Annotated in this window: 27 protein-coding genes; 10 read left to right on the top strand and 17 right to left on the bottom strand. The window is 70.8% G+C overall.

Features of this window, described 5'->3' with window-relative positions; translation table 11 throughout:
• Positions 1-74 precede the first annotated feature (74 nt).
• Genes OV207_RS14020 through ccmA form a run of 7 tightly spaced genes read right to left on the bottom strand, consistent with a single transcriptional unit; the run spans position 75 to position 5395 of the window.
• The gene (locus OV207_RS14020; protein WP_267555767.1) at positions 75-635 is read right to left on the bottom strand and encodes a TlpA family protein disulfide reductase; all 561 of its coding nucleotides are present in this window, start codon (positions 633-635) and stop codon (positions 75-77) included.
• Complete coding sequence (locus OV207_RS14015; RefSeq protein ID WP_267555765.1) at positions 632-2653, bottom strand: heme lyase CcmF/NrfE family subunit; 2022 nt, start codon at positions 2651-2653, stop codon at positions 632-634. The genes OV207_RS14020 and OV207_RS14015 overlap by 4 nt, the downstream gene beginning before the upstream one ends.
• Complete coding sequence (locus OV207_RS14010; RefSeq protein WP_267555764.1) at positions 2650-3144, bottom strand: cytochrome c maturation protein CcmE; 495 nt, start codon at positions 3142-3144, stop codon at positions 2650-2652. Before OV207_RS14010 ends, OV207_RS14015 begins: the two co-directional genes overlap by 4 nt.
• Before the next feature lie 4 nt (positions 3145-3148).
• Positions 3149-3319 (bottom strand): hypothetical protein, encoded by a 171-nt coding sequence (locus tag OV207_RS14005; protein ID WP_267555762.1) that lies wholly within the window; start codon positions 3317-3319, stop codon positions 3149-3151.
• 3 nt (positions 3320-3322) lie between these two features.
• Positions 3323-4036 carry a cytochrome c biogenesis protein CcsA gene (ccsA, locus tag OV207_RS14000; protein ID WP_193430672.1) on the bottom strand — a complete coding sequence of 238 codons (714 nt, stop codon included), beginning with the start codon at positions 4034-4036 and terminating at the stop codon, positions 3323-3325.
• A gap of 4 nt (positions 4037-4040) precedes the next feature.
• Complete coding sequence (locus OV207_RS13995; RefSeq protein ID WP_193430671.1) at positions 4041-4739, bottom strand: heme exporter protein CcmB; 699 nt, start codon at positions 4737-4739, stop codon at positions 4041-4043.
• Positions 4736-5395 (bottom strand): heme ABC exporter ATP-binding protein CcmA, encoded by a 660-nt coding sequence (ccmA, locus tag OV207_RS13990; protein WP_267555758.1) that lies wholly within the window; start codon positions 5393-5395, stop codon positions 4736-4738. The genes OV207_RS13995 and ccmA overlap by 4 nt, the downstream gene beginning before the upstream one ends.
• Positions 5396-5804: 409 nt before the next feature.
• Between ccmA and exoL the strand changes: the two genes are divergently transcribed.
• The 5 genes from exoL to exoP all read left to right on the top strand — a co-directional run bounded on the left by exoL (position 5805) and on the right by exoP (position 11586).
• Positions 5805-7064: a spore coat polysaccharide deacetylase ExoL gene (gene exoL, locus OV207_RS13985; RefSeq protein ID WP_227028158.1), complete on the top strand. Its 1260-nt coding sequence runs from the start codon at positions 5805-5807 to the stop codon at positions 7062-7064.
• The gene (gene exoM / locus OV207_RS13980; RefSeq protein ID WP_267555756.1) at positions 7061-8578 is read left to right on the top strand and encodes a spore coat polysaccharide flippase ExoM; all 1518 of its coding nucleotides are present in this window, start codon (positions 7061-7063) and stop codon (positions 8576-8578) included. The genes exoL and exoM overlap by 4 nt, the downstream gene beginning before the upstream one ends.
• 103 nt (positions 8579-8681) lie before the next feature.
• A complete protein-coding gene (locus OV207_RS13975) occupies positions 8682-9212 on the top strand; it encodes a serine O-acetyltransferase (RefSeq protein ID WP_193430732.1) in 531 nt (176 codons plus the stop codon).
• 31 nt (positions 9213-9243) lie between these two features.
• Complete coding sequence (locus OV207_RS13970; RefSeq protein ID WP_267555754.1) at positions 9244-10305, top strand: glycosyltransferase family 4 protein; 1062 nt, start codon at positions 9244-9246, stop codon at positions 10303-10305.
• A gap of 78 nt (positions 10306-10383) precedes the next feature.
• A complete protein-coding gene (gene exoP / locus OV207_RS13965) occupies positions 10384-11586 on the top strand; it encodes a spore coat polysaccharide biosynthesis glycosyltransferase ExoP (protein WP_267555753.1) in 1203 nt (400 codons plus the stop codon).
• 64 nt (positions 11587-11650) lie between these two features.
• Here the strand turns inward: exoP and OV207_RS13960 are convergent, their stop codons facing one another.
• Genes OV207_RS13960 through thiS form a run of 6 tightly spaced genes read right to left on the bottom strand, consistent with a single transcriptional unit; the run spans position 11651 to position 16429 of the window.
• Positions 11651-12835 (bottom strand): DUF4350 domain-containing protein, encoded by a 1185-nt coding sequence (locus OV207_RS13960; RefSeq protein ID WP_267555752.1) that lies wholly within the window; start codon positions 12833-12835, stop codon positions 11651-11653.
• A complete protein-coding gene (locus OV207_RS13955; RefSeq protein WP_267555750.1) occupies positions 12832-13722 on the bottom strand; it encodes a DUF4129 domain-containing protein in 891 nt (296 codons plus the stop codon). The genes OV207_RS13960 and OV207_RS13955 overlap by 4 nt, the downstream gene beginning before the upstream one ends.
• 6 nt (positions 13723-13728) lie before the next feature.
• On the bottom strand, positions 13729-14772 hold the full coding sequence (locus OV207_RS13950) for a hypothetical protein (RefSeq protein ID WP_267555748.1): 1044 nt from the start codon (positions 14770-14772) through the stop codon (positions 13729-13731).
• A gap of 21 nt (positions 14773-14793) precedes the next feature.
• Positions 14794-15414, bottom strand: a complete 621-nt coding sequence (locus OV207_RS13945; RefSeq protein ID WP_267555747.1) for a thiamine phosphate synthase — start codon at positions 15412-15414, stop codon at positions 14794-14796.
• Positions 15414-16199: a thiazole synthase gene (locus OV207_RS13940; RefSeq protein WP_193430661.1), complete on the bottom strand. Its 786-nt coding sequence runs from the start codon at positions 16197-16199 to the stop codon at positions 15414-15416. The genes OV207_RS13945 and OV207_RS13940 overlap by 1 nt, the downstream gene beginning before the upstream one ends.
• 26 nt (positions 16200-16225) lie before the next feature.
• A complete protein-coding gene (thiS, locus tag OV207_RS13935; RefSeq protein ID WP_193430660.1) occupies positions 16226-16429 on the bottom strand; it encodes a sulfur carrier protein ThiS in 204 nt (67 codons plus the stop codon).
• A gap of 345 nt (positions 16430-16774) precedes the next feature.
• On the opposite strand from thiS, the gene OV207_RS13930 reads away from it, so the two are divergent.
• From OV207_RS13930 to OV207_RS13915, 4 genes are all read left to right on the top strand, one after another.
• On the top strand, positions 16775-17398 hold the full coding sequence (locus tag OV207_RS13930; RefSeq protein WP_267555745.1) for a hypothetical protein: 624 nt from the start codon (positions 16775-16777) through the stop codon (positions 17396-17398).
• A gap of 211 nt (positions 17399-17609) precedes the next feature.
• Positions 17610-18743 (top strand): serine/threonine-protein kinase, encoded by a 1134-nt coding sequence (locus OV207_RS13925; RefSeq protein ID WP_267555743.1) that lies wholly within the window; start codon positions 17610-17612, stop codon positions 18741-18743.
• A 63-nt stretch (positions 18744-18806) separates the two neighbouring features.
• Positions 18807-19814 (top strand): dipeptidase, encoded by a 1008-nt coding sequence (locus OV207_RS13920; RefSeq protein ID WP_267555741.1) that lies wholly within the window; start codon positions 18807-18809, stop codon positions 19812-19814.
• A gap of 36 nt (positions 19815-19850) precedes the next feature.
• The gene (locus OV207_RS13915) at positions 19851-20228 is read left to right on the top strand and encodes a hypothetical protein (RefSeq protein WP_193430656.1); all 378 of its coding nucleotides are present in this window, start codon (positions 19851-19853) and stop codon (positions 20226-20228) included.
• Positions 20229-20289: 61 nt separating this feature from the next.
• Here OV207_RS13915 and OV207_RS13910 read toward each other — a convergent pair whose 3' ends face one another.
• Genes OV207_RS13910 through OV207_RS13895 form a run of 4 tightly spaced genes read right to left on the bottom strand, consistent with a single transcriptional unit; the run spans position 20290 to position 22768 of the window.
• Entirely contained in the window at positions 20290-20628 is a 339-nt protein-coding gene (locus tag OV207_RS13910) for a carboxymuconolactone decarboxylase family protein (RefSeq protein WP_267555738.1), read from the bottom strand.
• 60 nt (positions 20629-20688) lie between these two features.
• The gene (locus OV207_RS13905) at positions 20689-20958 is read right to left on the bottom strand and encodes a peroxidase (protein ID WP_193430655.1); all 270 of its coding nucleotides are present in this window, start codon (positions 20956-20958) and stop codon (positions 20689-20691) included.
• A gap of 44 nt (positions 20959-21002) precedes the next feature.
• Complete coding sequence (locus tag OV207_RS13900; protein ID WP_267555735.1) at positions 21003-21788, bottom strand: alpha/beta fold hydrolase; 786 nt, start codon at positions 21786-21788, stop codon at positions 21003-21005.
• 35 nt (positions 21789-21823) lie between these two features.
• Entirely contained in the window at positions 21824-22768 is a 945-nt protein-coding gene (locus OV207_RS13895; RefSeq protein WP_193430653.1) for a magnesium transporter CorA family protein, read from the bottom strand.
• An 88-nt stretch (positions 22769-22856) separates the two neighbouring features.
• Here OV207_RS13895 and OV207_RS13890 point away from each other — a divergent pair, with 88 nt between their 5' ends.
• The gene (locus OV207_RS13890; RefSeq protein ID WP_193430652.1) at positions 22857-24005 is read left to right on the top strand and encodes a hypothetical protein; all 1149 of its coding nucleotides are present in this window, start codon (positions 22857-22859) and stop codon (positions 24003-24005) included.
• The last annotated feature ends 9 nt before the right edge of the window (positions 24006-24014 follow it).

Here is a 24014-nt window from a genome sequence, read left to right as displayed (position 1 = left end):
CCCCCCGCGAGGCGGGCCCCCCGGGGCCGCTGGAGCGCCCGAGGGTGCCTGCCCTTCCAGCGGGGCGGCGTGGGTCAGCGCTGGCGCGCGGCTTCGGCGGTGGTGGGCGTGGCGGGCTGTGACAGCTCCCGCACGCGCGTCGCCAGCGTCTGCGGATCGATGGGACCCACGTGCTTGCCGCGGATGATGCCCTGCGCGTCGATGAAGTACGTCTCCGGCACGCCCGCGACGCCGTAGTCCACCGCCATGCGGGAGCGCTCGTCCATGAGCTGCGGGAAGCTGGCGCCCATGCGGCGCAGGAAGTCGCGCGCGTTCTCTTCGGTGTCCTCGAAGACGACGCCCATGAACACGGCCTGCGAGCCCATCTCCCGCGCGCCCCACTCCAGCACGGGGTGCTCGTACTTGCAGGGCCCGCACCACGACGCCCAGAAGTTGAGCACCACCGGGCGGCCCTGGAGGTCCGCGAGCTTCACGTCCTCGCCGCCGCCAATGGGCTTGAGCACGAAGGCCGGCGCGGGCGCCCCCTTGAGCATGAAGGGCACCTCATGCGGGTTGCGCCCGAACCCCTTGAAGAGGACGAACAGCAGCGCCGCCGCCACCACCGCGAAGGCCGCCGGGAACCGCCAGCGCTTCATGCCGCACCCCGTTCGGCGTCACCGCCCAGGGGAGGGGAGGCGCCCGCCGACGGGGCCTCCGCGCGCACCACCGCCGCCTTGCGCTGCGGCCAGACGGCGATGAGCGTGCCCAGCAGCAGCAGCGGCAGGCTGTACCAGATCCACCCCACCAGCGGGAAAACCCAGACGTTGAAGCTGGCCGTGCCGGTGGACTCGCTGAAGGCCATCAGCGACACGTACAGGTCTTCCTTGGGCGTCTCACGCACCGCGGGCGTGCCCACCGGGTCCGTGCTGCGCTCGTAGTAGTTCATCCGCGGGCGCATCTCACTGACCGTGCCGTTGGGCGCCGTCACCTCCAGGCGCGCGGCGACGAAGGTGCGGTGCGGCTCCTCGCCGCTGGACAGGCCCTTGTACTTGAGCTGGTAGCCGTCCAGCGCCAGCGTCCCGTCCTTCTTCAGCGTGCCGGACGTGTGCGACACGTACGCGCTGGAGGCCGCGACGGCGACGATGATGATGACGATGCCCAGGTGCACCACGTAGCCGCCGAAGCGGCGGCGCGCCTTGCTCGTCGCGGTGGTCAGCGCGGTGACGAAGCCTTCCTTGCGCTCCTTCATGCGCACGCGCACCGGCACCGCCAGCTCGCGCAGCGTCACCACGGTGACGAAGCCGCCCAGGCCGAAGGTGAGGATGGGGTAGAAGCCGCGCAGCCCGGCCAGCAGGCAGCCGCCCGCCACCAGCAGGCCCACCGCCGCGGGGATGAGGAACTGGCGGCGCAGGGCCGCCTTGTCCGACGTGCCCCACGGCAGCACGGGGCCCACGCCCATCAGGAAGAGCACCGCGATGCCGCCCGGCACCGCCATCTTGTTGAAGTACGGCTCGCCCACGCTCACGCGCACGCCGCGCACCGCCTCCGACACCAGCGGGTAGAGCGTGCCCAGCAGCACCGTGAACGTGATGGCCACGAACACCAGGTTGTTCACCAGGATGCTCGCCTCGCGGGACACCAGGGACGTGAGGTTGCCCTCCGGCGCCAGCAGGTGGCCGCGCGTGGCCAGCAGGCCGATGCACACCACCAGCAGCACGCCGATGAACACCAGGAACGTGGGCCCGATGTCCGACTGGGTGAACGAGTGCACCGAGTTGAAGATGCCCGAGCGCGTCATGAACGTGCCCAGGATGGTGAGCACGAAGCTGGCCAGCGCGAGGCTGATGGTCCACAGCTTCAGCATCCGCTTGCGCTCCTGCACCATGGTGGAGTGCATGAACGCCGTCGCGGTGAGCCAGGGCAGGAACGACGCGTTCTCCACCGGATCCCACGCCCAGTAGCCGCCCCAGCCCAGCACGGCGTACGCCCACCAGGCGCCCAGCACGATGCCCAGCGTGAGGAACATCCACGCGATGAGCGTCCAGCGCCGCAGGGGCGCCATCCACGCTTCGCCAATCTCGCCGCGCAGCAGGCCCGCGATGGCGACGCCGAACGGCACCGTCATGCCCACGTAGCCCAGGTACAGCATGGGCGGGTGGATGATCATCAGGAAGTGGTTCTGCAGCAGCGGGTTGGGCCCGGGCCCGTCCGCCGGCACCGGCGACACCGCGCCCCAGGGGTTCGCGGGGCCGGCGATGAGGAAGGCGAAGAAGACGCCCACGGCCAGCATGGTGCCCAGCGCCAGCTGCATGTAGCGCGCGTGCTCGCGGCGGTGCACCCAGGCGAACGCCGCCACGTACACGCCCATGATGAGGCCCCAGAAGAGGATGGACCCCTCCAGCGCGCTCCACAGCGACACGATGGTGTAGATAAGCGGCGTCGCGCGGCTGCCCACCTGGGCCACGTACTTCACGCTGAAGTCATGGGTGATGAGCGCTTCGACCATCACCAGGTTGCTGCCCACCATGCAGATGGCGAAGCCCCACACCGCGCGCAGCACCCAGGGGTAGCTGGCGTCGGTGCGGCGCATGCCGCCCACCAGGCCGACGATGGCGCCGAAGGCCGCGAAGGCCAGGCCCGCCAGCACCAGCCCGTAACCGAGGACTCCGTTCACGGCACCCCCGGCGGCGTGACCGTGGCGGCGGTGGCGCCCTCGGCCAGCGTTTCCTGCCACTGGCGGGGAGACTCACCCTCCTTGGGCGCGCGGTACTCGTTGGAGTGGTTCACCATCAGCCGGTTGGACGTGAAGACGCCCCCCTGGTCGTAGGTGCCCTCCACGACGACGCCAATCTTCTCGCGGAACATCTGCGGGGGCGTCTCCAGCGAGCGCACGTGCACGCTCTGGGATTCCGGCTTCGCGTCATCCGCGACGCGGAACTCCAGCGTGGTGTGGGCCTCGTTCCACTGGATGCTGCCCGGCTGCACCACGCCGCCCAGGCGGATGGTGGCCGAGTACGCCTTGTCCTTGTTGGACAGGAGCTCCGAGGGGCTCCAGTAGTAGACGAGGTTGTCGCCGATGTTGCCAAAGGCCACGAAGGCGAGGCCGGCGCCTGCGACGAGCAGGGCTCCGAGCGCGACAAGTCGGTTGCGGTTGACGGGCGTCATGGGCTCACTCCTTCGAATCGGACGCGGCGCGGGGGCGGCGGGCCCAGAGGGAAACCGAGTAGAGCACGAAGGCGGTCACGGTGAGGCCATAGCAGGCACCCACATAGCCCCAGCCGCCCTGGAGGCGGCCGCTGCCCACCTGGGCGAGGACCATCAGCGAGGTCAGTGCGTTCATGGGTCAGGCCACCTTCGAGGACTGGGAGGCGCGCAGCGCCGGGTCGTCCGAAGGCAGCGCCTCCGGGAGGGCCACCTCCGCGTTTCGTTCCGCCAACGCGATGCGGTAGCGGTGGATGAGGAAGCAGATCATCAGCGCCAGCATCCCGAAGGCCGCGACGCGCAGGGGCAGCACCATCTGCGGGTCCACCGTCTTGGGGGTGGACTGCGTCTGGTGAAGGCTGCGCCACCAGCGCACGGAGAACCACACGATGGGCAGGTTGATGGCCCCGATGATGGCCACCACCGCGCTCCACACCGCGCGCTTGTCCGGGTCCTCCACGAAGCGGCGCAGCACCAGGTAGCCGGTGTAGGCCACCAGCAGGATGGCCTGCGACGTCAGGCGCGGATCCCAGGACCAGTACACGCCCCAGGTGGGACGGCCCCAGATGGAGCCGGTGATCATCCCGAGCGCGCCGAACATCAGGCCCACCTCCGCGGAGGCCTCCGCCAGCGCGTCCGTCTTCCACGACTGCCGCATCAGGTACGTCACCGCGGCCACGAAGTTGATGAACATGGCCAGCATGGCCATCCACTGGAGCGGGACGTGGACGTACATGATGCGCTGCACGTCGCCCATTTCGCGGTCCGGCGGCGCCCACACGAGGCCCAGCCACCAGCCCCAGCCCAGCAGGCCCAGCGTCAGTGCCGGCAACCCCCACTTGACGAACTTGTTCATCACTTCAGTCCTCGATGACGCGCGGGAAGAGCAGGAAACCCACGCCCCAGTAAATCAGATTGAACCCCAGCAAAAGCCCCTGCCAGGAGCCCAGCTGCTCCATGGGGTCGCCCTGGAGCACGAGCGTGGTCCCCTTGGCCGCGGCGAGGAGGGCCGGAATGACGAGCGGGAACAATAGCAGAGGCAGCAGCACATCCCGCGCCCGGGCATTGCTGGAGATGGCCGCGTACACGGTCCCCGGGGCGCTGAGCGCCAGGCAGCCCAGGACCAGGATGCCCGCCAGGTCCCCGAACCCGGTGACGACCTTCACCCCATAGAGGGCGATCATCACCGGCACCAGCACCACGCCCAGCGCCAGCAGCAGGAGTGCATTGCCGAGCGCCTTGGACAGGAAGATGGCGCGCGCGTTCGCGGGGGCCAGCCGCACGCCGTCCAGGCAGGCGTTCTCCGTCTCCACCCGGAAGGACTCGCCCAGCGACAGCACGCTGGCGAAGAGGATGGCCAGCCACAGGTAGCCGCCCGCGTTGCGCTCCAGCAGCTTCGTGTCCGGCCCCAGGGCGAAGGAGAAGAGCAGCAGCGTCGCCATGGCGAAGAAGATGAGCGCGTTGAGGCGGGCGCGGGTGCGCCATTCGATGAGCAGGTCCTTGCGCAGCAGGACGAGCGTCGACGCCAGGAGGCCCAGGGGGCGCGTCGTCCGCCTCATGCCGCCACCGCGCGGCCGTCCTGCAGGTGCAGCCGCTCCTCGCACAGGCTCAGGCCCTGTTCGATGAGGTGCGTGGCCAGCACCACCGTGGTGCCGCTCGCCTTCAGCTCCGCGATGACGGCCTCCATGTCGCGGATGCCGGCCGGATCCAGCTCCCCGAAGGGCTCGTCCAGGAGCGCCAGCGCGGGGGCCTTCATCAACAGCCGCGCGATGGCCAGGCGCTTGCGCATGCCGGCGCTGAAGCCGCGCACCGGGCTGTCCGTGCGGCGCGTCAGCCCCACGCGCGTGAGCAGCGTGTCGGTGACGTCCCGGGGCGCGTCCATGCCCAGCAGGCGCGCGAGCACCATGAGGTTCTGGTGCGCGGTGAGGTCCTCATAGAGGAAGCTCGCGTGGGACAGCAGCGCCACGTCGTGCCGGACCGCGTCACGATCCGCGACGGCGTCCCGGCCCAGCACCTCCACCCGGCCCGCGGTGGGGCTCAGCGCGGTGGCGACGAGGCGCAGCAGCGTCGTCTTCCCGGAGCCGTTGTGGCCGGTCAGCAGCAGCGAGCGTCCCGGGGGCAGGGCATAGGTGAGGCGCGCCACCGCCCAGCGACGCCCATAGCGCTTGCTCACGTCATGGAGGGCGAGCGCTGATCCAGGGGGGGGAGGGGACATCGGCGGGGCGTTTCGTAGCCGGAAAACCCGCTGTTCACCAGTGAAACCCCTGGACCCGGCCGCAGGAGGACAGGAAGTTTTTACGCCTGCTTCGCCTGTCCCCTGCTCGCGAGGCTGAAAGGTTTTCGCCACTGGTGGGCGGAGGACTGCCCTGGTGCACCCAGGTACGACACCCAGGGGCACCCCGGTCCCCCTTTTCTCACATGGAATCAGTGGTTTACGGAGAGTTTCCCTGCCCTGACGTGCTGGCATCCACCATGCACTGCTGGTGCGCGGGGCCTGTTCCATTGGGGGGAGCGGGCGGGCGGCGGGGATCCGCGAGGGAGTCGTGATGGCAGGCAAGGTGTTTCGGCGGGCGGCGAAGGCGGCGGCGGCGGGGGTGATGCACTACAGCGGCGTGCGCAAGGCGATGGCGGCGTACCGGCGTTCCCAGTCGGGGGGGCGGCGAATCCTCATCGTGAGCTATCACCGGGTGGTGGGGGACTTCACCGGGGAGCTGCAGCGCTCCATCCCGGGCCTGCTGATTTCGCAAGAGACCTTCCGCCGTCACCTGGAGGAGGCGCATGCGGCGGGCTACGAGCTGGCGAGCATTGGTGACGCGGTGGACGTGATGGCGGGCCGGCGCACGGCGAAGAAGGACCTGTGCGTGGTGACGTTCGACGACGGCTACCGCGACGTCTACCGGTATGCGTACCCGGTGATGAAGCGGATGGGGGTGCCGGCCATCACCTACCTGCCCACGGCGTTCATCAACACGGACAAGCGCTTCAACCACGACCGGCTCTTCCACCTGCTGCGCCGGGTGCAGGAGCGCCGCTTCCGCCCGGACTTCGAGACGATGCCCGGGCCGTCCCTGGACCTGCTGGGCCCCATCCTCTCCGGCCACAAGACGGTGTCCGCAGCGCTGGACGACTTCATCGGCGAGCACCCCACGCGCATCCTCACCGGCATCATCGACGCGCTGGAGAAGCAGCTGGGCGGCGGGGCGGACCTGATGCCCGAGCAGGGCGACGTGATGAGCTGGGACGAGGTGCGCACCATGGCGCGCGACGGCTTCGAGTTCGGCGCGCACACGCTGGGCCACACGGTGCTGACGCAGGAGCCCACGTCGGTGGTGGAGCACGAAATCGTGGAGTCCAAGCGCACCATCGAGCGCGAGGTCGGCGTGCAGGTGAAGGACTTCGCGTACTGCAACGGCTGGTACTCGGATGAGATCATCCGGGTGCTGAGCCAGAACGGCTTCCGCTCGGGCGTCACCACGGAGGACCTGCCCAACCGCGTGGCGGGCGACCCGTTCACCCTCAAGCGCAAGGTGATGTGGGAGAACTTCAGCCTGGGCATGATGGGGGACTACTCGTCCGCGCTGACGGTGTGCCAGTTCGATGACTGCTTCGGCGTGCTGGGCATGAGCCGCCCGGTGCTGGGGCGCCGGCCGCACTCGCTGTCGTCCGTCGTCGGGGGCACCGCGGGCGCCAACGTCCTCATCCAGGACTCTGTCCTGCCGCAGGCAACGCTGACCAAGGTCACGCCGGTGGAAGTCGTGGAGGTGACAGAGCCGGTGCGTGTGACGGACACGCGGGTTGCCCCGGTGGTCGGGGGTACCCAGGTGGTGGTGGCGTCGGACGTGGCCCTGGCCTCGGAGGCGGCGCAGCCGGAGGAGCTCCAGTGAGTGCATCACCCAAGCCGGTCGCGACCCCGTCGTTCCTGGGGCGCGCCGGCCCGTTGGTGTTGGCCCGGCTGTTCACCGCCGGGCTGACGTTGTCCATTCCGCTCGTGCTCGCCCGGGTGCTGCACCTGGACGAGTACGGCACGTACTACCAGCTGTTCCTCATCGCCACGACGCTCTCCTACGTGCTGCCCTTCGGGGTGGCGCAGAGCCTCTACTACTTCCTGCCCCGCGCGGAGGCGAAGCGGCCCTTCCTGGGTCACGCGCTCCTGTTCGTGTCGGGGGCGGGGCTGGTGGCGGCGGCGCTGGTGTGGGCCTTCCTGGGCCACGTGGCGGCCTACTTCAACAACCCGGCGCTGATGGAGTACCGGGCGTCGCTGGCGCTCTACACGGCGTTCTTCCTGGGCAGCTACCCGCTGGAGATTTCACTCACCAGCCAGGGCAGGACGAAGGCGTCCGCGGTGGTGTACCTGGTGTCCGACGCGGTGCGCGCGGGCGTGATGGTGCTGCCGCCGCTCATGGGCTTCTCCCTGCACGGGATGATGATCGCGGTGGCCGCGTTCGCGGCGCTCCGCTACGCGGCGACGTGGGGGGTGTCGCTGCGCGGCGCCACGGGCCCGCTGGTGGACCGCAAGCTGTTCCGGGAGCAGCTGCTGTACTCGGCGCCCTTCGGCGCGGCCATGCTGCTGGCCATTCCCCAGCAGAACGCGCACCTGTACGCGGTCGCGGGCGTGGTGGCCCCGGCGGTATACGCGCTCTACCGGGTGGGCTGCTTCCAGCTTCCCGTGGTGGATCTGCTCTACACGCCCACCAGCGAGGTGCTGATGGTGCGCCTGGGAGAGCTGGAGCGCGAGGGCCGGATGGAGGAGGGCGTGGACGCGTTCCGGGAGGCGGCCGGGAAGCTGGCGTATGTGTTCCTGCCCTTCGCGGCGTTCCTCTTCGCGGCGGCGCCGGAGTTCGTGGGGGCGATGTTCGGCCAGAAGTTCCTGCCCGCGGTCCCCATCTTCCGGGTGAGCGTGCTGGGCGTGGTGCTCTCCATCCTGCCCATGGACGGCACGCTGCGGGCCCGGGGCCAGACGCGCGCCATCTTCGCCTCGTACCTGGTGAAGGCGCTGGTGACGGTGCCGCTGCTGTGGTTGGGCGTGAAGCACTTCGGGATGATGGGCGGCATCGGTTCGTGGGCGCTGGCGGAGCTCGTGGGCAAGGGGATGCTGCTGTCCCGCGTGCCCGCGGCGCTGTCCACCCCCGAGCGGAAGCTGGGCCTGGTGGACGTGATTCCCTGGCGGGAGCTGGGACAGGCGTCGCTGGCGGCGGTCATCGCGGGCGGCAGCATCTTCCTGCTGCGCTCCGGGGCGCACGACGCGTGGGTGAACCTGCCCGCGGGCTTCCTGTGGCGCGTGCTTCCCCTGGCGGTGGCGGGGGTGCTCTTCGTCGTGGGCTATGTGGTGGGCCTGTATGCGCAGGGGGTTCGTCCCCTGAGCGCGCTGCAGTCCCTGCGGCCCCGCCGGGCGGTGTGAACGTCGTCTGGAATCCGACGCGTGGGGAGGACTTCCCTCTCCACGCGTGGGTACTTAGTTTCCCGGCGTCACGAAGTACGGGCGTGGGCGAGGGAGATGCGTGATGGGCTTTGATGCGATGACGTTGTACCGGATGGCGCACGGACTTCGGATGCGCGGTGTTCCGCTGCTGCCGGCCGTGCTTCGCAAGGCCATCTACTACCTCCACAGCTCCTACATCCCCGAGGACGCGGAGCTGGGTGAGGGCACGCAGCTGGGCTACGGCGGCATCGGCGTCGTCATCCACAAGGCGGCGAAGGTGGGCCGCCACGTCCTCATCTCCCAGCAGGTGACCATTGGTGGCCGCTCCGGCCTGGAGGGCGCGCCGGTGATTGGCGACTACGTGCGCATCGGCGCGGGGGCCAAGGTGCTGGGCAACATCCACGTGGGCGACTTCGCGGTGATTGGCGCCAACGCGGTGGTGGTGAAGGACGTGCCCGCGGGCGCGGTGGTCGCGGGCGTGCCCGCGAAGGTGATCCGTCAGGACTCGGATCCGCTCACCACCTACCAGCGGGAGATGGGGCTGCTGCCCCGCCGTCCGGCGCCGAAGCTCACCCAGGTTCCGCGCCCCGCCGCGCAGGCCTCCTCCCGCTAGGGTCGTCCGGTCCGGAAAGAGGGGCTTGCCCATGCGCGTGCTGCTCGTCGGAGACTACCCGCCGCCCTACGGCGGCGTGTCCATCCACGTCCGACAACTCCATCAATTTCTTCGCGGCCGTGGGATCGAAACGAAGGTGCTCGACATCGGGAAGGGTGGCCGGCCGGCTCCGGACGTCCTCCCCGTTCAGGGCGCCGCCGCGTTCGGCCTGCGGCTCGCGGGATTCACCTCCGCGGGCTGGGTGACCCACCTGCACACCAGCGGCAACAACCCGAAGGCGTGGGTGCTGGCGGCGCTGGTGGGCACCATGCCCGGTCCCCGCTCGCCGCGCGTCATCACGCTGCACTCGGGGCTGATTCCAGACTACCTGGCCGCGTCGCAGGCCCGGCGGGTGTTCGCCCGCACGGCGCTCGCGGGGTACGCGCGGGTGGTGGCCGTCTCCCCGGCGGTGCGCGCGGCCGTGGTCGCGTGCGGCGTGCCGGAGGAGAAGGTCCTGGTGCATCCGGCCTTCTGCGGTTCGCAGGTGCAGCCCGGCCCGGTGACGCCGGAGGTGGAGGCCGCGAGGTCGCGCCGGCAGCCGCTGCTGGTGATGGCGCACCACCCGTCGCCCGTGTACGGGCGCAAGCAGATGTTCCGCGCGCTGAAGCTGCTGTCACGGACGCACCCGGGCGTGGGGCTGGCGCTGTTCGGGCCGGGCACGCGCTCCGAGGAGTTCATCCGCGACGCGCGGGAGCTGGGGGTCGCGGGGCTCCTGGAGGACCTGGGCGAGCTGGAGCACGCGAAGGCGCTGGGGCTGTTGTCCCAGAGCGACGTCTTCATCCGGCCCACGACGCACGACGGGGATTCGCTGTCCGTGCGCGAGGCGCTGGCGCTGGGGGTGCCCTGCGTGGCGAGCGACGTGTGCTCGCGCCCGGACGGGACGCGGCTGTTCAAGGCCGGGGATGAGCACGCGCTGGCGGCGTCGGTGCGTGACGCGCTGAAGGCGGGCCCGGCGAAGGTGATGGCCCCGGACGTGGGGCCGGTGTTGCTGGACGTGTACGCGGAGCTGCTGTCGTCCGGCATGGCAGGTGCAGGAACGGTGAACGCGGCGTGATGGGGCAGGTGGTGGGGCTTCCGGCAACGGGAGCGCTTCATGGTTTCGCAATCTGGATTCTGACTTCAGGAGAAGACGATGCGGCGCAGTGACGAGATGGATCTGTCGAAGCGGGCCCTTCGCGGGCGTGACCTGGTGGTGTTCTCCAACGACTGGGATGGAGATCCGCTGTCGAAGGTCCACATCATGCGGATCCTCTCCCGGGACAACCGGGTGCTGTGGGTGAACAGCATCGGCAACCGGGCGCCCAAGGTGAACGCGCACGACGCGAACCGGATCATCCGGAAGCTGAAGTCCTTCAGCGAGGGCATCCGCGAGGTGGAGCCCAACCTGCACGTGCTGGCGCCGCTGGCGATTCCGTTCTACGGCTCGGAGACGGTGCGCCACGCGAACCGGCACCTGCTGCGGCTGCAGGTGCTGCGGGCGATAAAGCAGCTCAAGTTCGAGCGGCCCATCTCCTGGAGCTTCCTGCCCGCTTCCGCGCCGGTGTCCGGCACGCTGGGCGAGGACTTCGTCGTGTACCACTGCGTGGACGAGTTCTCCGCGTTCAGCGACACGAACGGCAAGCACATCGCGGAGCTGGAGGAGCGGCTGCTGCGCCGCGCGGACATGTGCATCACGTCCGCGGAGCGCCTGTACGAGAACAAGAAGAAGTTGAACGCGCGCACGGTGCTGGTGCGTCACGGCACGGACTTCACGCACTTCGTGAAGGCGTGCGACGCGCAGACGAAGGTCCCGGAGGACATCGCGAAGCTGCCCAAGCCCATCATCGGCTTCTTCGGCCTGGTGGCGGACTGGATCGACCAGGACGCCATCGTGGCGTGCGCGAAGGCGCACCCTGAAGGCTCGGTGGTCATCGTGGGCAAGACGACGCCGGACTGCGACGACTCCAAGCTGCGCGCGCAGCCGAACATCCACATGCTGGGCCGCAAGCCGTACGCGGACCTGCCGGGCTACAACAAGGCCTTCGACGTGGCGCTCAACCCGTTTGTCATCAACGAGCTGACGCTCAACTCCAACCCGCTGAAGGTGCGTGAGTACCTGGCGTCCGGCCTGCCGGTGGTGTCGTCCGACTTGCCGGAGGTCCGCAAGGTGGGCCTGTGCCGCATCGCCACCACGCCGGAGGACTACGTGAAGCAGGTGAACGCGGCGCTGGCGGACAACCCGGGTCCGAACCGCGAGCGCGCGGAGAAGATCTTCCACGAGAGCTGGGAGGCGCGCGTCGCGGAGATCCGCCAGCACGTCGGTGAGGCGATGCTCGCCGCGGGCAAGAAGCTGTAGGTCCGGTCCGGTACCGGGCGACAAGGGGGCGCGGGTCCGGCGGGTGCCGGGCACCGCGCCTTCGTCATTCCGGGGAGGCGCCCGCGCGTCCCGTCACCTGTCGCTCCAGGTTCGCGTAGCGGCGGGCGAGCCGGGTGTAGTCGGCGGGCTTCACGGGCGTTCGCTCGCGCGTGCGCAGGAGGTCCTCCTTCGCGTCCAGGTAGTCGCGCGCGGGCACGCCGCAGGTCTCCTCCAGCAGCCGCGCGGCCTCCGCGTCCGGCAGGGAGGAGGCGATGCCCAGCCGCTCCTGCATCAGCCACCGCAGGGCGCCGTCGAGCTCCGGCAACAGCTCCGCCTCCACCTTCGCGCGGCGCATGAGCCACCCGAGCGAGCGCACGTATTCGCGCGACGAACGGTGGCGCTCCACGCGCACGGGGCGGGGGGCACCGAAGCGCGTGCCCCGGGAGACGACGTACACCAGGCCCACCGCCAGCGCCTGCGCGATGAACACCCAGAGGCCATGGGAGAGGGGAGGGCGGGTGACGGCGGCGTGGTGGAACTCGTCGAAGCGCAGCGGGCCGCGCGCGGCGAGCGCATCCCAGAAGCGCAGGTTGTCGAGCAGCTCCAGCCGCCGGTTCTCCGCGAGGTCCGCGCCCGCGACGACGTAGACCTCGCCCTTGCCGCTGGCCCAGCGCCACACCACGCTGGCCCCGGCCCGGCCCGCCAGGGGCACCGCGTCCTCGCGCTCCATGCGCAGGCTCCGGTCGCGCGACACGCGCAGGGCCGACAGTCCCCGCAGCGCGCCCGCTTGAAGCCAGACATCCACGGTGACGCCCGCGGGGTCCACCCACTCGGAGTCGAGCCCCTGGTGGTTCGTCCCCAGCAGGGGGCCCGGGGCCAACCCCAGCCACTCCTCCAGCCCCGGCTGCTCCTTTCCCAGCGTGTGCGGCGACAGGTACACGAGCGTGCCGCCGCCCTGGACGAAGCGCTCCAGCGCGGCGACCTCTTCCTTCGTCACCGGTTGCGCCTGGGGCGCGGCGATGACCAGCGTTCGCGTGTCGGCGGGGAGCGACTCCAGGGACGACTGCTGCGCGCTGACGTCCCGGCCGCCCTCGCGCAGGTAGACGAAGAGGGCTTTGAGGCCCAGCGGCCCGGGGTTCGTGATGGACGGCACGGGCGAGTCCGGCGCGGCCTCCCGCGAGGCAAGTCCCACCGCCAGCGCCACCGCGATGAGCAGGCCCAGGACCGCCGCGACGCGCGCGTTCTTCATGGCCGGCCCTCCGCGAGCGAGCCGTGCAACTGCTCCACGGACTCCACGAAGCGCGCGGCCTCGTCGCGGGGCACCGGCTCCAGCGAATAGAAGGCCTGGTCGTACCAACCCACCAGCCGCTCCACCTCACCCGTCACCCGCGGGGGGGCGCCTCGCGAGGGCAGCTCCGCGGCCAGCTCGCGGTTCGTCTTCACGCGGTCCGGCCTTGCCAGCCTGCGCTGCTCCAGCGTGGACAGCAGGCCCAGGAGCCCCTCGCGGATGGCCTCGCGTGCGTCCTCCGTCTCCAGCGCGGTGCGGGCCCGGCCCAGGTGTTCGCCGGGCGTGTCCAGCTCCAGGGGCGGTGCTTCGCCCGGGGCCCCTGTCGCGGTGACGGCGCGCTTCCGACCCCTGCGCCAGCGCACCCGCAGCACGCCGAACAGCACCACCGCCAGCGCCACGCCCAGCATCACCGCGCGCGTGGCCACGGCGAAGCCCTGTGCTCCCCGGGACTCGAAGAGGCCTTCCAGCCAGAGCCCCAGCTCGCGCAGCAGCCGCGTCACCACGTCACTGTTGCGCTGCCGCGCCCTCGCGAACTCCGGCCGGTCGAGGATGGCGCGAAGCCGCTCCGGCTCGCTTTCGACCTGGGGGGCCACGTCCTGGCCCTGCTGTTCCTCCAGCGCGCACACCGCGTCCAGGTACACCGTGAGCTGCCGGGCCCGGTCGACGGGCGACTGTCCGGAGCTTCCGGGGGGCAGCGGCACGCCCTCCAATTGCTCCACCAGCCGGTTCACTTCCGCGTTGAAGTCCTGGGGCCGGGCGCGCGCCGTCTCCTCCAGCCGCTGGGCGACGGCGGCGCGGTCGGCGCAGGGCAGGGCGGACAACAGCAGGAGCAGGGGCAGGGCGGGCACGGGGCGTCAGGGGGACGGCGTCGTCGGTTCCGGGGCCGCCAGCCGCCGCTCCAGGTCCAGGCCCTCGCGGCGCACGCGCATGTCCACGTAGAAGAACGCCGACACCACGAAGCTCAGCGGCGTGAAGAGGGACTGCCCCACCACCTGCAACAGCTCCGCGGGCACCAGCAGCGCCTGGGGGATGGCCGCCTGCGCCGCCGGATCCAACAGGTTGCCGCCATGGCTCAGCCGGACGATCCACGCGGGCAGGCCCGACACCAGGCTCACCGCCACGAGGATGCCGCCCACCACCGTGGACAGCACCATGGCCCGCACCGTCCCGCGCCCCAGGAAGCCCGGCTCCACGCGGCCGGCCAGCAACGCCCCGGAGCGCTTGAACGCGGCCCACGCCCCCACGTCCTCCATCGCCAGCACGGGCGGCAGCAGCATGAAGCGCAGGAAGTACCAGAGCACCGCGGCCAGCGCGCCCACCCCCAGCAGGATGGCGCCGATGATGATCAGCGCCACGGTCACCGCCGCGTTTCCGCCGGAGCCCCTGCCGGTGACGCCCGCCACGACGCCCAGCCCCATGACGATGGAGCCCGGCAGGCACAGCAGCAACGTCACGCCCAGCGACCACGCCAGCGACAGCAGGTAGGTCGCCGTCAGCGTGCCCAGCCGGGACACCGCGCGCCGCAGCCCCTCCATGGGGCGCACCGGGTCGCCCAGGCGGGCGGGCACCACGTAGCGGGCCGCCGCCGTGGTCGCGACCCAGAAGTTCCAGATGAGGAACACATACAGCACGCCCATCATCCCCAACATGAGGCCCGACTGGGCAAGCGTCTCCGACGGGTCCTCCCCCGGGCGGGGCCCCTGCAAGCCCGGCATCACGCCCACCACCCGCGTCAACGCGAAGGTGAAGACCTTGACCGCGATGTAGTTGAGCAGGTCGAACCCCAGACACAGCACGAACAGGGGCTTCAGGTGCGCGCGCCAGAACGTCGCGGCGCGGTCGATGAGCTCCCCGATGGCGAGCGGGCGCAGTTCAGCGGAGGTCGCGGAGGGATTCACGGCCGCGCAGCATAGCGCGCCTCAACCGCGAGGGGCCGCGCATGCATCCAGCAACGCCCGCGCCGCCTCGCGCGGGTCGTCCGCCTCCAGCACCGCGGAGATGACCGCGACCCCCCAGGCCCCGCGCACCGTCTTCGCGCGCTCGGCCGTCATGCCTCCCAGCGCCAGCGCAGGGCACGACAGCCGCGCCATGAGCCCGTGGAAGCCCTCCGGCCCCAGCGGGGAGCGCGTGTCCCCTGGCTTGGAGCCGGGCGCGAACACCGGGCTCACCAGCGCCAGGTCCGCTCCCAGCGCCGCCTCCGCCTCGTTCGCGTCATGCACGGCCACGCTGACGAGCCGACCTGACGGCAGGTGCGGGCGTACGTCCTGGGGGGAGGGACCGGAGGCGGGCAGGTGCAGGTGCGCGCCCACGAGCAGCGCGACGTCCAGCCTCCCGTTGACGAACAACGCCCGCCCTCGGGCCCGGCACACGTCCGCGACGAGCCGGGCCTCCTCCAGGAACAGGCGGCCCGAAGCCTCCGGGTGGCGGTGCTGCACGGCGACGTCGGGCCCCGCCTCCAGCGCCCGCTCCAGCGCGGACAACAGCCGCGTCCGGGGCAGGCGCCAGTCGGTGACGACGACGAGGCGGGGCAGGGCGGGCACTACTCGACGAGCCCTTCGATGGGGCTGGACGCGGAGCCGTATGCCTTCCTGGGGATGCGTCCGGCCAGGTACGCGTCGCGGCCGGCCTCCACCGCCTTCTTCATGGCGACGGCCATGCGCACGGGGTCCTTCGCGCCGGCGATGGCGGTGTTCATGAGCAGGGCGTCCACGCCCAGCTCCATCGCGATGGCCGCGTCGGAGGCCGTGCCCACGCCCGCGTCCACGATGACGGGCACCTTCACCACCTCGCGGATGAGGCGCAGGTTGTGCGGGTTGCGGATGCCCAGCCCGCTGCCGATGGGGGCCGCCAGCGGCATCACCGCCGCGCAGCCCGCGTCCTCCAGCTTGCGCGCGGTGATGGGATCGTCGCTGGTGTAGGGCAGCACCGTGAAGCCCTCCTTCACCAGGATGCGCGCCGCCTTCAGCGTCTCCTCGACGTCCGGGTAGAGCGTCTTCTCGTCTCCCAGGACCTCCAGCTTCACCCACTTGCTCATGCCCAGCTCCTCGGCGAGCCGGCAGGTGCGCACCGCGTCGTCCGCCGTGTAGCAGAGCGCCGTGTTGGGCAAGAGGCGCAGCTTGTTGCGATCAATCCAGTTCATCAGCGACGCCTCGCCCGTGGCCTTCAGGTCCAGGCGCCGCACCGCCACCGTGACCAGCTCCGCGCCCGATGCGTCGTGGCACTGCTTCATCACGTCGTGGCTGGGGTACTTCCCCGTCCCGACGATGAGCCGCGAGGTGAACGTCACCCCCGCCAGCGTGAAAGGCTTGTCCGCGATGCCGCTCATGACCGTGTCCTCTTTCAGGCCTGCACTCACCCGCCACCCACGAAGGTGACGATCTCCACCCGGTCCCCGTCCTGGAGCCGGTGCTCGGGGTGACGGGCGCGGCGCACCACCTCCGCGTTCACCTCCACCGCCACCCCCGGTCCGCTGCTCAACCCCAACAGCGTCAGCAGGGACGAAAGGGTGCCGCCCTCCGGCAGCGTTCGCGCTTCTCCGTTGACCCACACCGTCACGGCGTCACGACTCCTTCCCAAGCCCGCTTCCTCTGCCTCGCGGGGACCGCCGCTGCCAGTACAAGGGCGGTTCTGCCCTGTCAACGCACAGGCTCCTTCACGCAACAGGCCTGAAACAGCGCGCCGGGACGGATTTTTCGTGCGCGGATGCTTTTGTTCCGCTTCCCCAGCAGGCAGGCGGCCAGGGCCATTTTCCTTGGAAAGGGCCCCCTGTGTCCTGGATCCGTCGCTGACAACCCCTGTGCAGGTACGGGGGGAGCGACCAGTTTCTGCCCAACGCCGGGGAACAAATCCTTCGGCTTCCAGAACACATCTCACACAGGGGGCAGTCACATGCGGAAGCTCATGATTGCGGTCACGACGGTGGCGGGGCTGACGATGGTCGCGGGCTGCAAGAAGGACGACGTCCAGGAGCAGCGTCAGGACGTCGCCGAGGCTCGTCAGGAAGCGGCGCAGGAGACGGCGGAGGCGCGTCAGGCCGAGGGTGAGAAGCTGGCCGCGGCGCAGCAGGACGCCAACGAGGAGATCGGCTCCGCGCGGCAGGACGCCAACGAGGACGTCGCCGAGGCGCGCCAGGACGCCAACGACAAGATCGCCAGCGCCAATGAGGACGTGCGTGACGAGGAGCAGGACCTGGCCGAGGCGCAGGCCAACCGCAACGAGGACCTGAACGAGGACCTGGCCCAGGGTGGCTCGGGCATGGCGGGCGCGACCGCCGCGGCCACGACCATCAACGGCCGCGTGCTGTCGAAGTCGGGTGACACGCTGACGGTGGTGGACAGCAACCACCGCGAGCTGAAGATCAAGACGAACGACAAGACCGCGCTGATGGACAACGGCAGCCGCGCGGTGAAGCTGGACGACATCAAGGAAGGCTCGCAGGTGCGCGCCTCGTACGTGATGGACGGCAAGGACATGGTCGCCCGTGACGTGACGCTGGTGGCCGCCACGAAGAAGCTGGACCAGTAGCCTCACGCCTCGCACGCGTCATCACGCGGGCAGGACACGGCTTGAAGGCGACGGCTCCCGCGTTCGCGCGGGGGCCGTTTCCTTTTTAGTCGGGGAAACACCCGGTGGGGTGGGACGGGAATGTCTGACCCGGGTGGTAGGACGCGGGCGTGAGGTCTTCCTCATGCCTTCCCACCCCCGGGAAGCGCCTCCCGAAGGAGCGTCATCCACGATGGCCACCCATCCCCCCGCGCAGTCCGCGTCCCGGCCCTTCATCCTCTTCTCCACCGGGGCCACGTCCTATGAGCTGGTGCGCTACCTGGGGTCGCGCGCCGGAGGGGAGCTGTTGCTCGCCCGCCGGCACTACGCGCGGACGCCGGGAGGGCTGGTGCTCATCAAGCGCCTGCGCGACGTCGGGGACGACGTGGGGCGCGCGCGGCTGCGCGAGGAGGTGAAGCTGCTCATGCGGCTGAGCCACCCGGCCATCGCCCCGGTGTACCTGGTGCGGGTGCACGACGGCGCGCCCCACCTCGTCATGGAGTACGTGGACGGCCCGTGCCTGGAGACGCTTTCCAGCTTCGCGGCGCTGCGGCGCAGGCCCTTCTCGGAGGCGTTCGCCGCGTACGTGGGCGCGGAGGTGGCGGACGCGCTGCACCATGCGCACGCGCTGGAGGACGCGCGCGGATTTCCGGTGGGCGTGGTGCACCGGGACGTCAGTCCGCGCTCGGTGCGCGTGGACGTGCACGGGCGGGTGCGGCTGGCGGACTTCGCGCTCGCCTGGTCCAGGCTGCCCGGGCGCGTGGTGACGGAGCCGGGACTGGTGCGCGGGGACGTGGCCTATGCCTCGCCGGAGGCCCTGGAGGGCCAGCCCCTGGATGGACGGGCGGACCTGTTCTCCCTGGGGATGGTGCTCCTGGAGCTGCTCACCGGACTGCACCTGCTGGACCTGGAGGACGTGGAGCGCGCGGCGCAGCGGGCACAGCCCCTGCCCGGCGCGCAGGGGCTGTGCGCGGAGACACCCAGCTGGCTGCCGGCGCCGCTGATGGCCGCGCGCATGGCGTGCCTGGAGCCGTCCCATGTGGAGCATGCGACGCGGGGGTTGTCCGAAGGCATGCGGGCGGTGCTCCAGCGGGTGCTGCGGCGGGAGCGCGACGCGCGCTTCCAGACGGGTGCCCAGCTGCGGGACGCGCTCCGGGACCTGCTGGGCGCGGCGGGCCGGCCCTATGGCCCGGCGGAAGCGCTTCGCGAGGTGGCGGAGGTGCGCACGGCGGCCCTCGTGGGCCCCGGTGGCAACGCGGAGGCCGGCCTTCCCCTGGAGGATGAACGCTGGCCCGAAGACGACGACAGCGGCGCGGACTGGACCTGAAGCGCGCTTTTCCGGGGGCGCGGGTGCTTGTCATCGCGGGAGGCGGTGGCGAAGACTGCTGGCATGGGTGACGTGAAGGAATTGCACCAGCGCTGGTGCATCGCGGACGGTCATGCGGATTCGCTGATGTGGAACCGCGACCTGTGTGAACGGTCGACGCAGGGGCACGTGGACTTCCCCCGCCTTCGCGAGGCGGGGGTGAAGTTGCAGTGCTTCACGCTGGTGACCCGGGGCTTCCCCTTCATTGGGGGCTTCCCCCTGTTCGCCGCGTGGCGCAAGTGGCCCCGCGAGGCGCGCGGCGGCGAGTGGCTGCGCGCGCTCTGGCAGATCGAGCGGCTGGACGCCTTCTGCGCCCGCTCCGGGGACACGGTGCGCGTCGCCACCACCGGGGCGGGGCTGGAGGACAACCTCGCCCAGGGGCGGCTGTCGGCGGTGCTGGGCGTGGAGGGGGGGCATGCCATCGAAGGCAAGGTGGAGCGCCTGGCGGAGCTGCACCGGCGCGGGGTGCGCTTCATGGGGCTCACGCACCTGTCCAACAACGACCTGGGCGGTTCGTCCTTCCCGATGATGGGCAACCGGGGGCTGACGCCGCTGGGCCAGCAGGTGATGGAGGAGATGGCCCACCTGGGGCTGAGCGTGGACGTGGCGCACGCCTCCGAGCAGACGCTCACGGACCTCTTCGCGCACCCGTCCGTGCGCTACTTCTGTTCGCACACCGGCGTGCGCGCGGCGGGCGGGGGCTGGCGCAACCTGTCCGACGCGGCGCTGCGCGCCATCGCCCAGCGCGGTGGCGTGGTGGGCATCATCCTGGCGCCGGTGTACCTGGGCGGCGACACGATGGACGACGTGGTCCGCCACGTGGAGCACGCGGTGGACGTCATGGGGGTGGAGGGCGTGGGCGTGGGCTCGGACTACGACGGCATGGTGGCGCTGCCCAAGGGCATGCGGGACGTGACGGACCTGCCCCGCCTCACGGAGGCCCTGCTGCGGCGACACCCGGAGGCGTGGGTGGAACGTGTGATGGGTGGCAACTTCCGGCGTTACTTTCGGGAGACGCTCGGCGGCGGTTGACAGCGAAAAACCGGTCGCGAAGAGTCGCCGCCACCCATGAACCGTCTTTCTCTCGCGCTCTTGTCCTTCGGCTTCCTCCTCCTTTCCGGCTGTGGCGGGCCGGGCTCGGGTGACTCGTGTGACGGCGGGGACTACGTGTGCCTGGACGACGCGCAGGCGCTGGAGTGCCGGGCCGGGACGTGGCGCTCGCTGGCCTGCCGGGGGCCGCTGGGCTGCCGTGAGCTGTCCGACAGCGTGCGGTGCGACACGTCCCTCAACGTGGAGAACGACGCGTGCGCGCAGGACGCCGAGGGCCGGGGCGTGTGCAGCCCGAACGGCGCCGCGCTGCTGGTGTGCCAGGGCGGCGTGCTGAAGAAGCAGGCCGACTGCTCGTCGTGCACCGCGCAGGGCGACCAGGCTGTCTGCGCGCCCTGAGGTTCCACCGCGCCGCCGGGGCCGGAAGCAGGACTTGCTTCCGGCCGGGGCGCGGGGGCTCTCAGCGCTCCGGTTCGCCTCCGCCGTCGGAGGAGGGCGGGGCGCTCCGGGGCGGCGGGCCGGGCAGGTAGCCGCCCGCCGCCATCCGCTTCGCGGACTTCGCGTACAGGTCGGGCGACAGGCCGTGGACGCCGGTGCCGTCAATCCACCGGTTGTAGAAGTTGAAGAGGGCGCAGACGGACACCGCGTCGTAGACGGCCTCGTCCGACCAGCCCGCTTGCTTCAAGCGCTCCACGTCCTGCCTGCGCACGTCTCCGGGCGCGTCGTTGAGTCGGTCCACGAAGGCGAACAGCGCCTTCTCGGCCTCCGGGATGGGGGCCGTCGCCACATCGTCCAGCACAGCCTGGACGCGCTCCGTGCTGCCCAGCAATTCCGCCGCGACCGCGGCGTGAGAACCCAGTCAAAACACGCAGGCGTTGCGCCGCGACGTGTACGCGGCGATGAGCTCCCGCAACCCGGCCGACAGCGGCGAGGGTCCCCGCATCACCTCGTGGGTGAACGCGGACAGGGCGTCCGTCATGCGCGGCTTGAAGGCGAACAGGTGCCAGATCTGCGGCGGCGCGAAGCCCGACTCCCGCGCCATGGCGATCATCCGTCCGTAGTGACCGTCGGACTCGTGGGACTCGACGTCCGGCAGGTACATGGGCTCCGGGGCGGGGGGCTTCTTCATCGCGCACTTCCTGCTTCAGGACGACGGAGGGAGAAAGACGACGCTCAGGACAGCGACGCGAGGAACGCGTCCAGCACCGCGTTGAAGGCTTCGGGTTGCTCCTGGTTGGGCAGGTGCGCGGCGTTGGTGATGACCTCCAGCCGAGCCCCCTGCACCAGATCCACCATCTGCTTCGCCCTGGCCACGGGCGTGACGGTGTCGTGCTCGCCCACCACCACCAGCGTGGGCCCCGCGAAGCGCGCGAGGATGTCCTTGCTGTCCGGCCGCAGCGCCATGCCCCGCTGGGCGGCGGCGAGCGCCTGGGGGGAGGCGGCGAGGCCCAGGGCCATCACCTCGCGGCCCACGGGAGAGTCCGGCCCCGCGTGCACCAGCTTGGGCACCAGCCCCTGGATGATGGAGGGCGTGCCCTCGGACAGGGCCTGAAGCGCGGTGGCTTCGCGCTTCTCCCGGCCGGCGTCGTCATCCGCGGTGCACTGCGTGTCCACCAGCACCAGCCCGCGCACCCGGCCCGCGTCCTCGCGCAGGAGCGCCATGGCCGCGTAGCCGCCCATGGACACGCCGCCCACCACCGCCGCGTCGATGTCCAGCGCGTCCAGCAGCGCCAGGCCGTCCTGCGCGAGCCGGCGCATCTGCGTGGGCCCCTCGCCCATGCGGCTCTGCCCGAAGCCGCGCAGGTCGGGCACGAGGAAGCGGTAGCGCCCGGACAGCGCCGCCACCTGCCGGTCGAACGCGGAGCCGTCCAGCGGGAAGGCGTGCAGCAGCAGCACCGGCAACCCCTGGCCCACGTCCCGGTAGTGGAGCGGGATTCCATCCACGGTGACCGTCAGCATGCGTCCTCCCAGCGAGCCCCGTCAGGGGATGGGCGTCAGATCCACTTCTTGTACTTGAACCAACCGATGAGCCCCAGCGGGAAGCCCACCATGGTGGCCCACATGGCGTAGTACCAGCCGGTGCCGGACAACGCGTCGAAGTTCTGCCCGAAGAAGCCGACGATGAAGGACAGGGGCAGGAAGAGGGTGGCGAAGATGGTGAGCTGCTTGCTGATGTCGTTGGTGCGGTTGGCCACCATGGACAGGTAGCCGTCCATCACGTTGCCCACCACGTCGCGGCCGGAGTCGAGCTGCTCGTACAGCCGCACCAGGTGGTCGTACACGTCGCGGAAGTACAGCGTCGTCTTCTCCTGGATCTGCGGGATGCCCCGGCGCGACAGCATGCCCACCACGTCTCGCTGGGGGGACAGCACCCGGCGCAGCGTGACGAGCGCGCGCTTGAGCTGGAAGATGCGCTGGAGCTGCTCCGGCTCCGGCTGCGCGAAGATGGCGTCCTCCAGGTCGTCCAGCTCGTCGCCGAAGTCGTCCAGGATGGGGAACTGCGCGTCCACGAGCGAGTCCGCGAGCAGGTAGAGGATGACGTCCACGCCCCGGCCCAGCGTGCCCGCGGGGTCGTCCTTCACGCGCCGGAGGATGGCGTCATGGCCGGGCAGCCGCAGCTGGTGCACGCTGATGAGCCAGTCGTTCGCCAGGAAGTAGTGCTGTTCGTGCAACGTCAGGTCGGTGACGTCCTTGCCGTTGCAACTGAAGCCCTGCAGCACGATGAACTGGTGGTGCGGGTACTCCTCCAGCTTGGGCCGCTGGTCCAGGTGCAGGCAGTCCTCCACGGCCAGCCGGTGGAGCTGGAAGCGCTCGGCCAGCCGCCCCAGCACCTCCGCGTCCGGCTCCAGGACGTCGATCCACTTGGGGCCCGGCCGGTCGAGCAGCTCCTCCCCGCCCGAAACCACCTTGCCGTCCTCCCACAGACAGACCTGGATCATCGCGAGTCGGCTCCCCGGCCGTCCTTCTGGCCCGGGATGCTTGCTAGAACTCCCCGGACGCGATGTCGAGGGGTAGAGTGGGGGCAACGTGTCCGCTGCCGCCGAGAGTCCCCCGCCGGCCTCCCTCACCCCGAGGCTCGAAGAAATCCTCCAGTCGCTGCCCGACCGCGCCTTCGCCGCGCGGCTGCGAGCGGTGTATCTCGCCGCGGCCCATGCCATCTCCCGGCTGAGCGACCTGGACCTGGTGAAGTACGAGACGCCCGTCGTCGACGCCAGCCCCGACCTGTCGCTGTGGGAGGAGATGGCGCCCGTCATCCGCGACACGGTGATGGACGTCAACGCGCTGCTCAACGTCATCCGGGAGCAGTTCCCCGGCGCCCCTCCAGCGTCCCCACCGCCGTCCCGCCCGGGCTCCGGTGACGTGCCCGGCCTGCTCCAGGCGGGCATGGGGCGGCTGGCCCAGAGCATCACCCAACTGGGCGAGGCCATGCGCAACCCGGCCGTGGTGAGCGACCGCTGGCAGCTGTTGGCGGAAATCCAACGTTTCCGCGCCGACTACCGCGAACAGATGAGCCAGCTCGTCTTCGAGTCCGCGAGCGCCTTCGGCGAGGTGTCCCGCGCCCAGGTCGTCCCGGGCTACGAGGCGGAGGTGAAGGCTGCCGTCACCGTGCGCGCCATCACCTCCGACCTGTCGCGCATCGTGGCGGCGCGGCTGGGCAAGGTGCGCGACGCGAAGCCGGAGGAGGTGCTTTGGAACGCGCAGCAGCTCCAGACGGAGCTGGACGCCTTCGGCCGCACCGCCGCGTACCGGAACCTGCGCGCGCAGGACAAGCGGAAGATCGTCGAGGCCCGCGCGGAGGTGGGCGCGCTCGCCATCCAGACCGCGCCGGACCAGCGGGAGCTGCTCACCGTCGCGGAGGGCCTGGATGCGCTGGTGCGCAGCCTGTCCGCGGTGAACCAGCGCCAGCTGCTCATCCTCCATGACCGCGAGGTGTGGGCCGCGTGCGGCGTGCGCCTGGAGCGCGCCCTGATGCAGTCGAAGAAGGATCCGGTCGCGTCGGCCAAGGCGCTCGCGGAGGCCGCGGTCAGCGCCCAGGCGCTCTACGGCCGCGACGCGACGATGGACGCGTTCCTGCGCAAGGCGCGCAAGCTGAAGCTCGCCACGCTCACCGGGCCGGAGCTGCTCTCCACCATCGAGTCCTTCCAGGGGCAGCTCGCGCAACTGGACGTGATGTGAAGGCCCGTC

Source organism: Corallococcus sp. BB11-1, assembly GCF_026626625.1.
Classification (GTDB): domain Bacteria; phylum Myxococcota; class Myxococcia; order Myxococcales; family Myxococcaceae; genus Corallococcus; species Corallococcus soli.
Note: the sequence above shows the minus strand (reverse complement) of the source record. Positions and strands in the feature narration are given on the sequence as shown.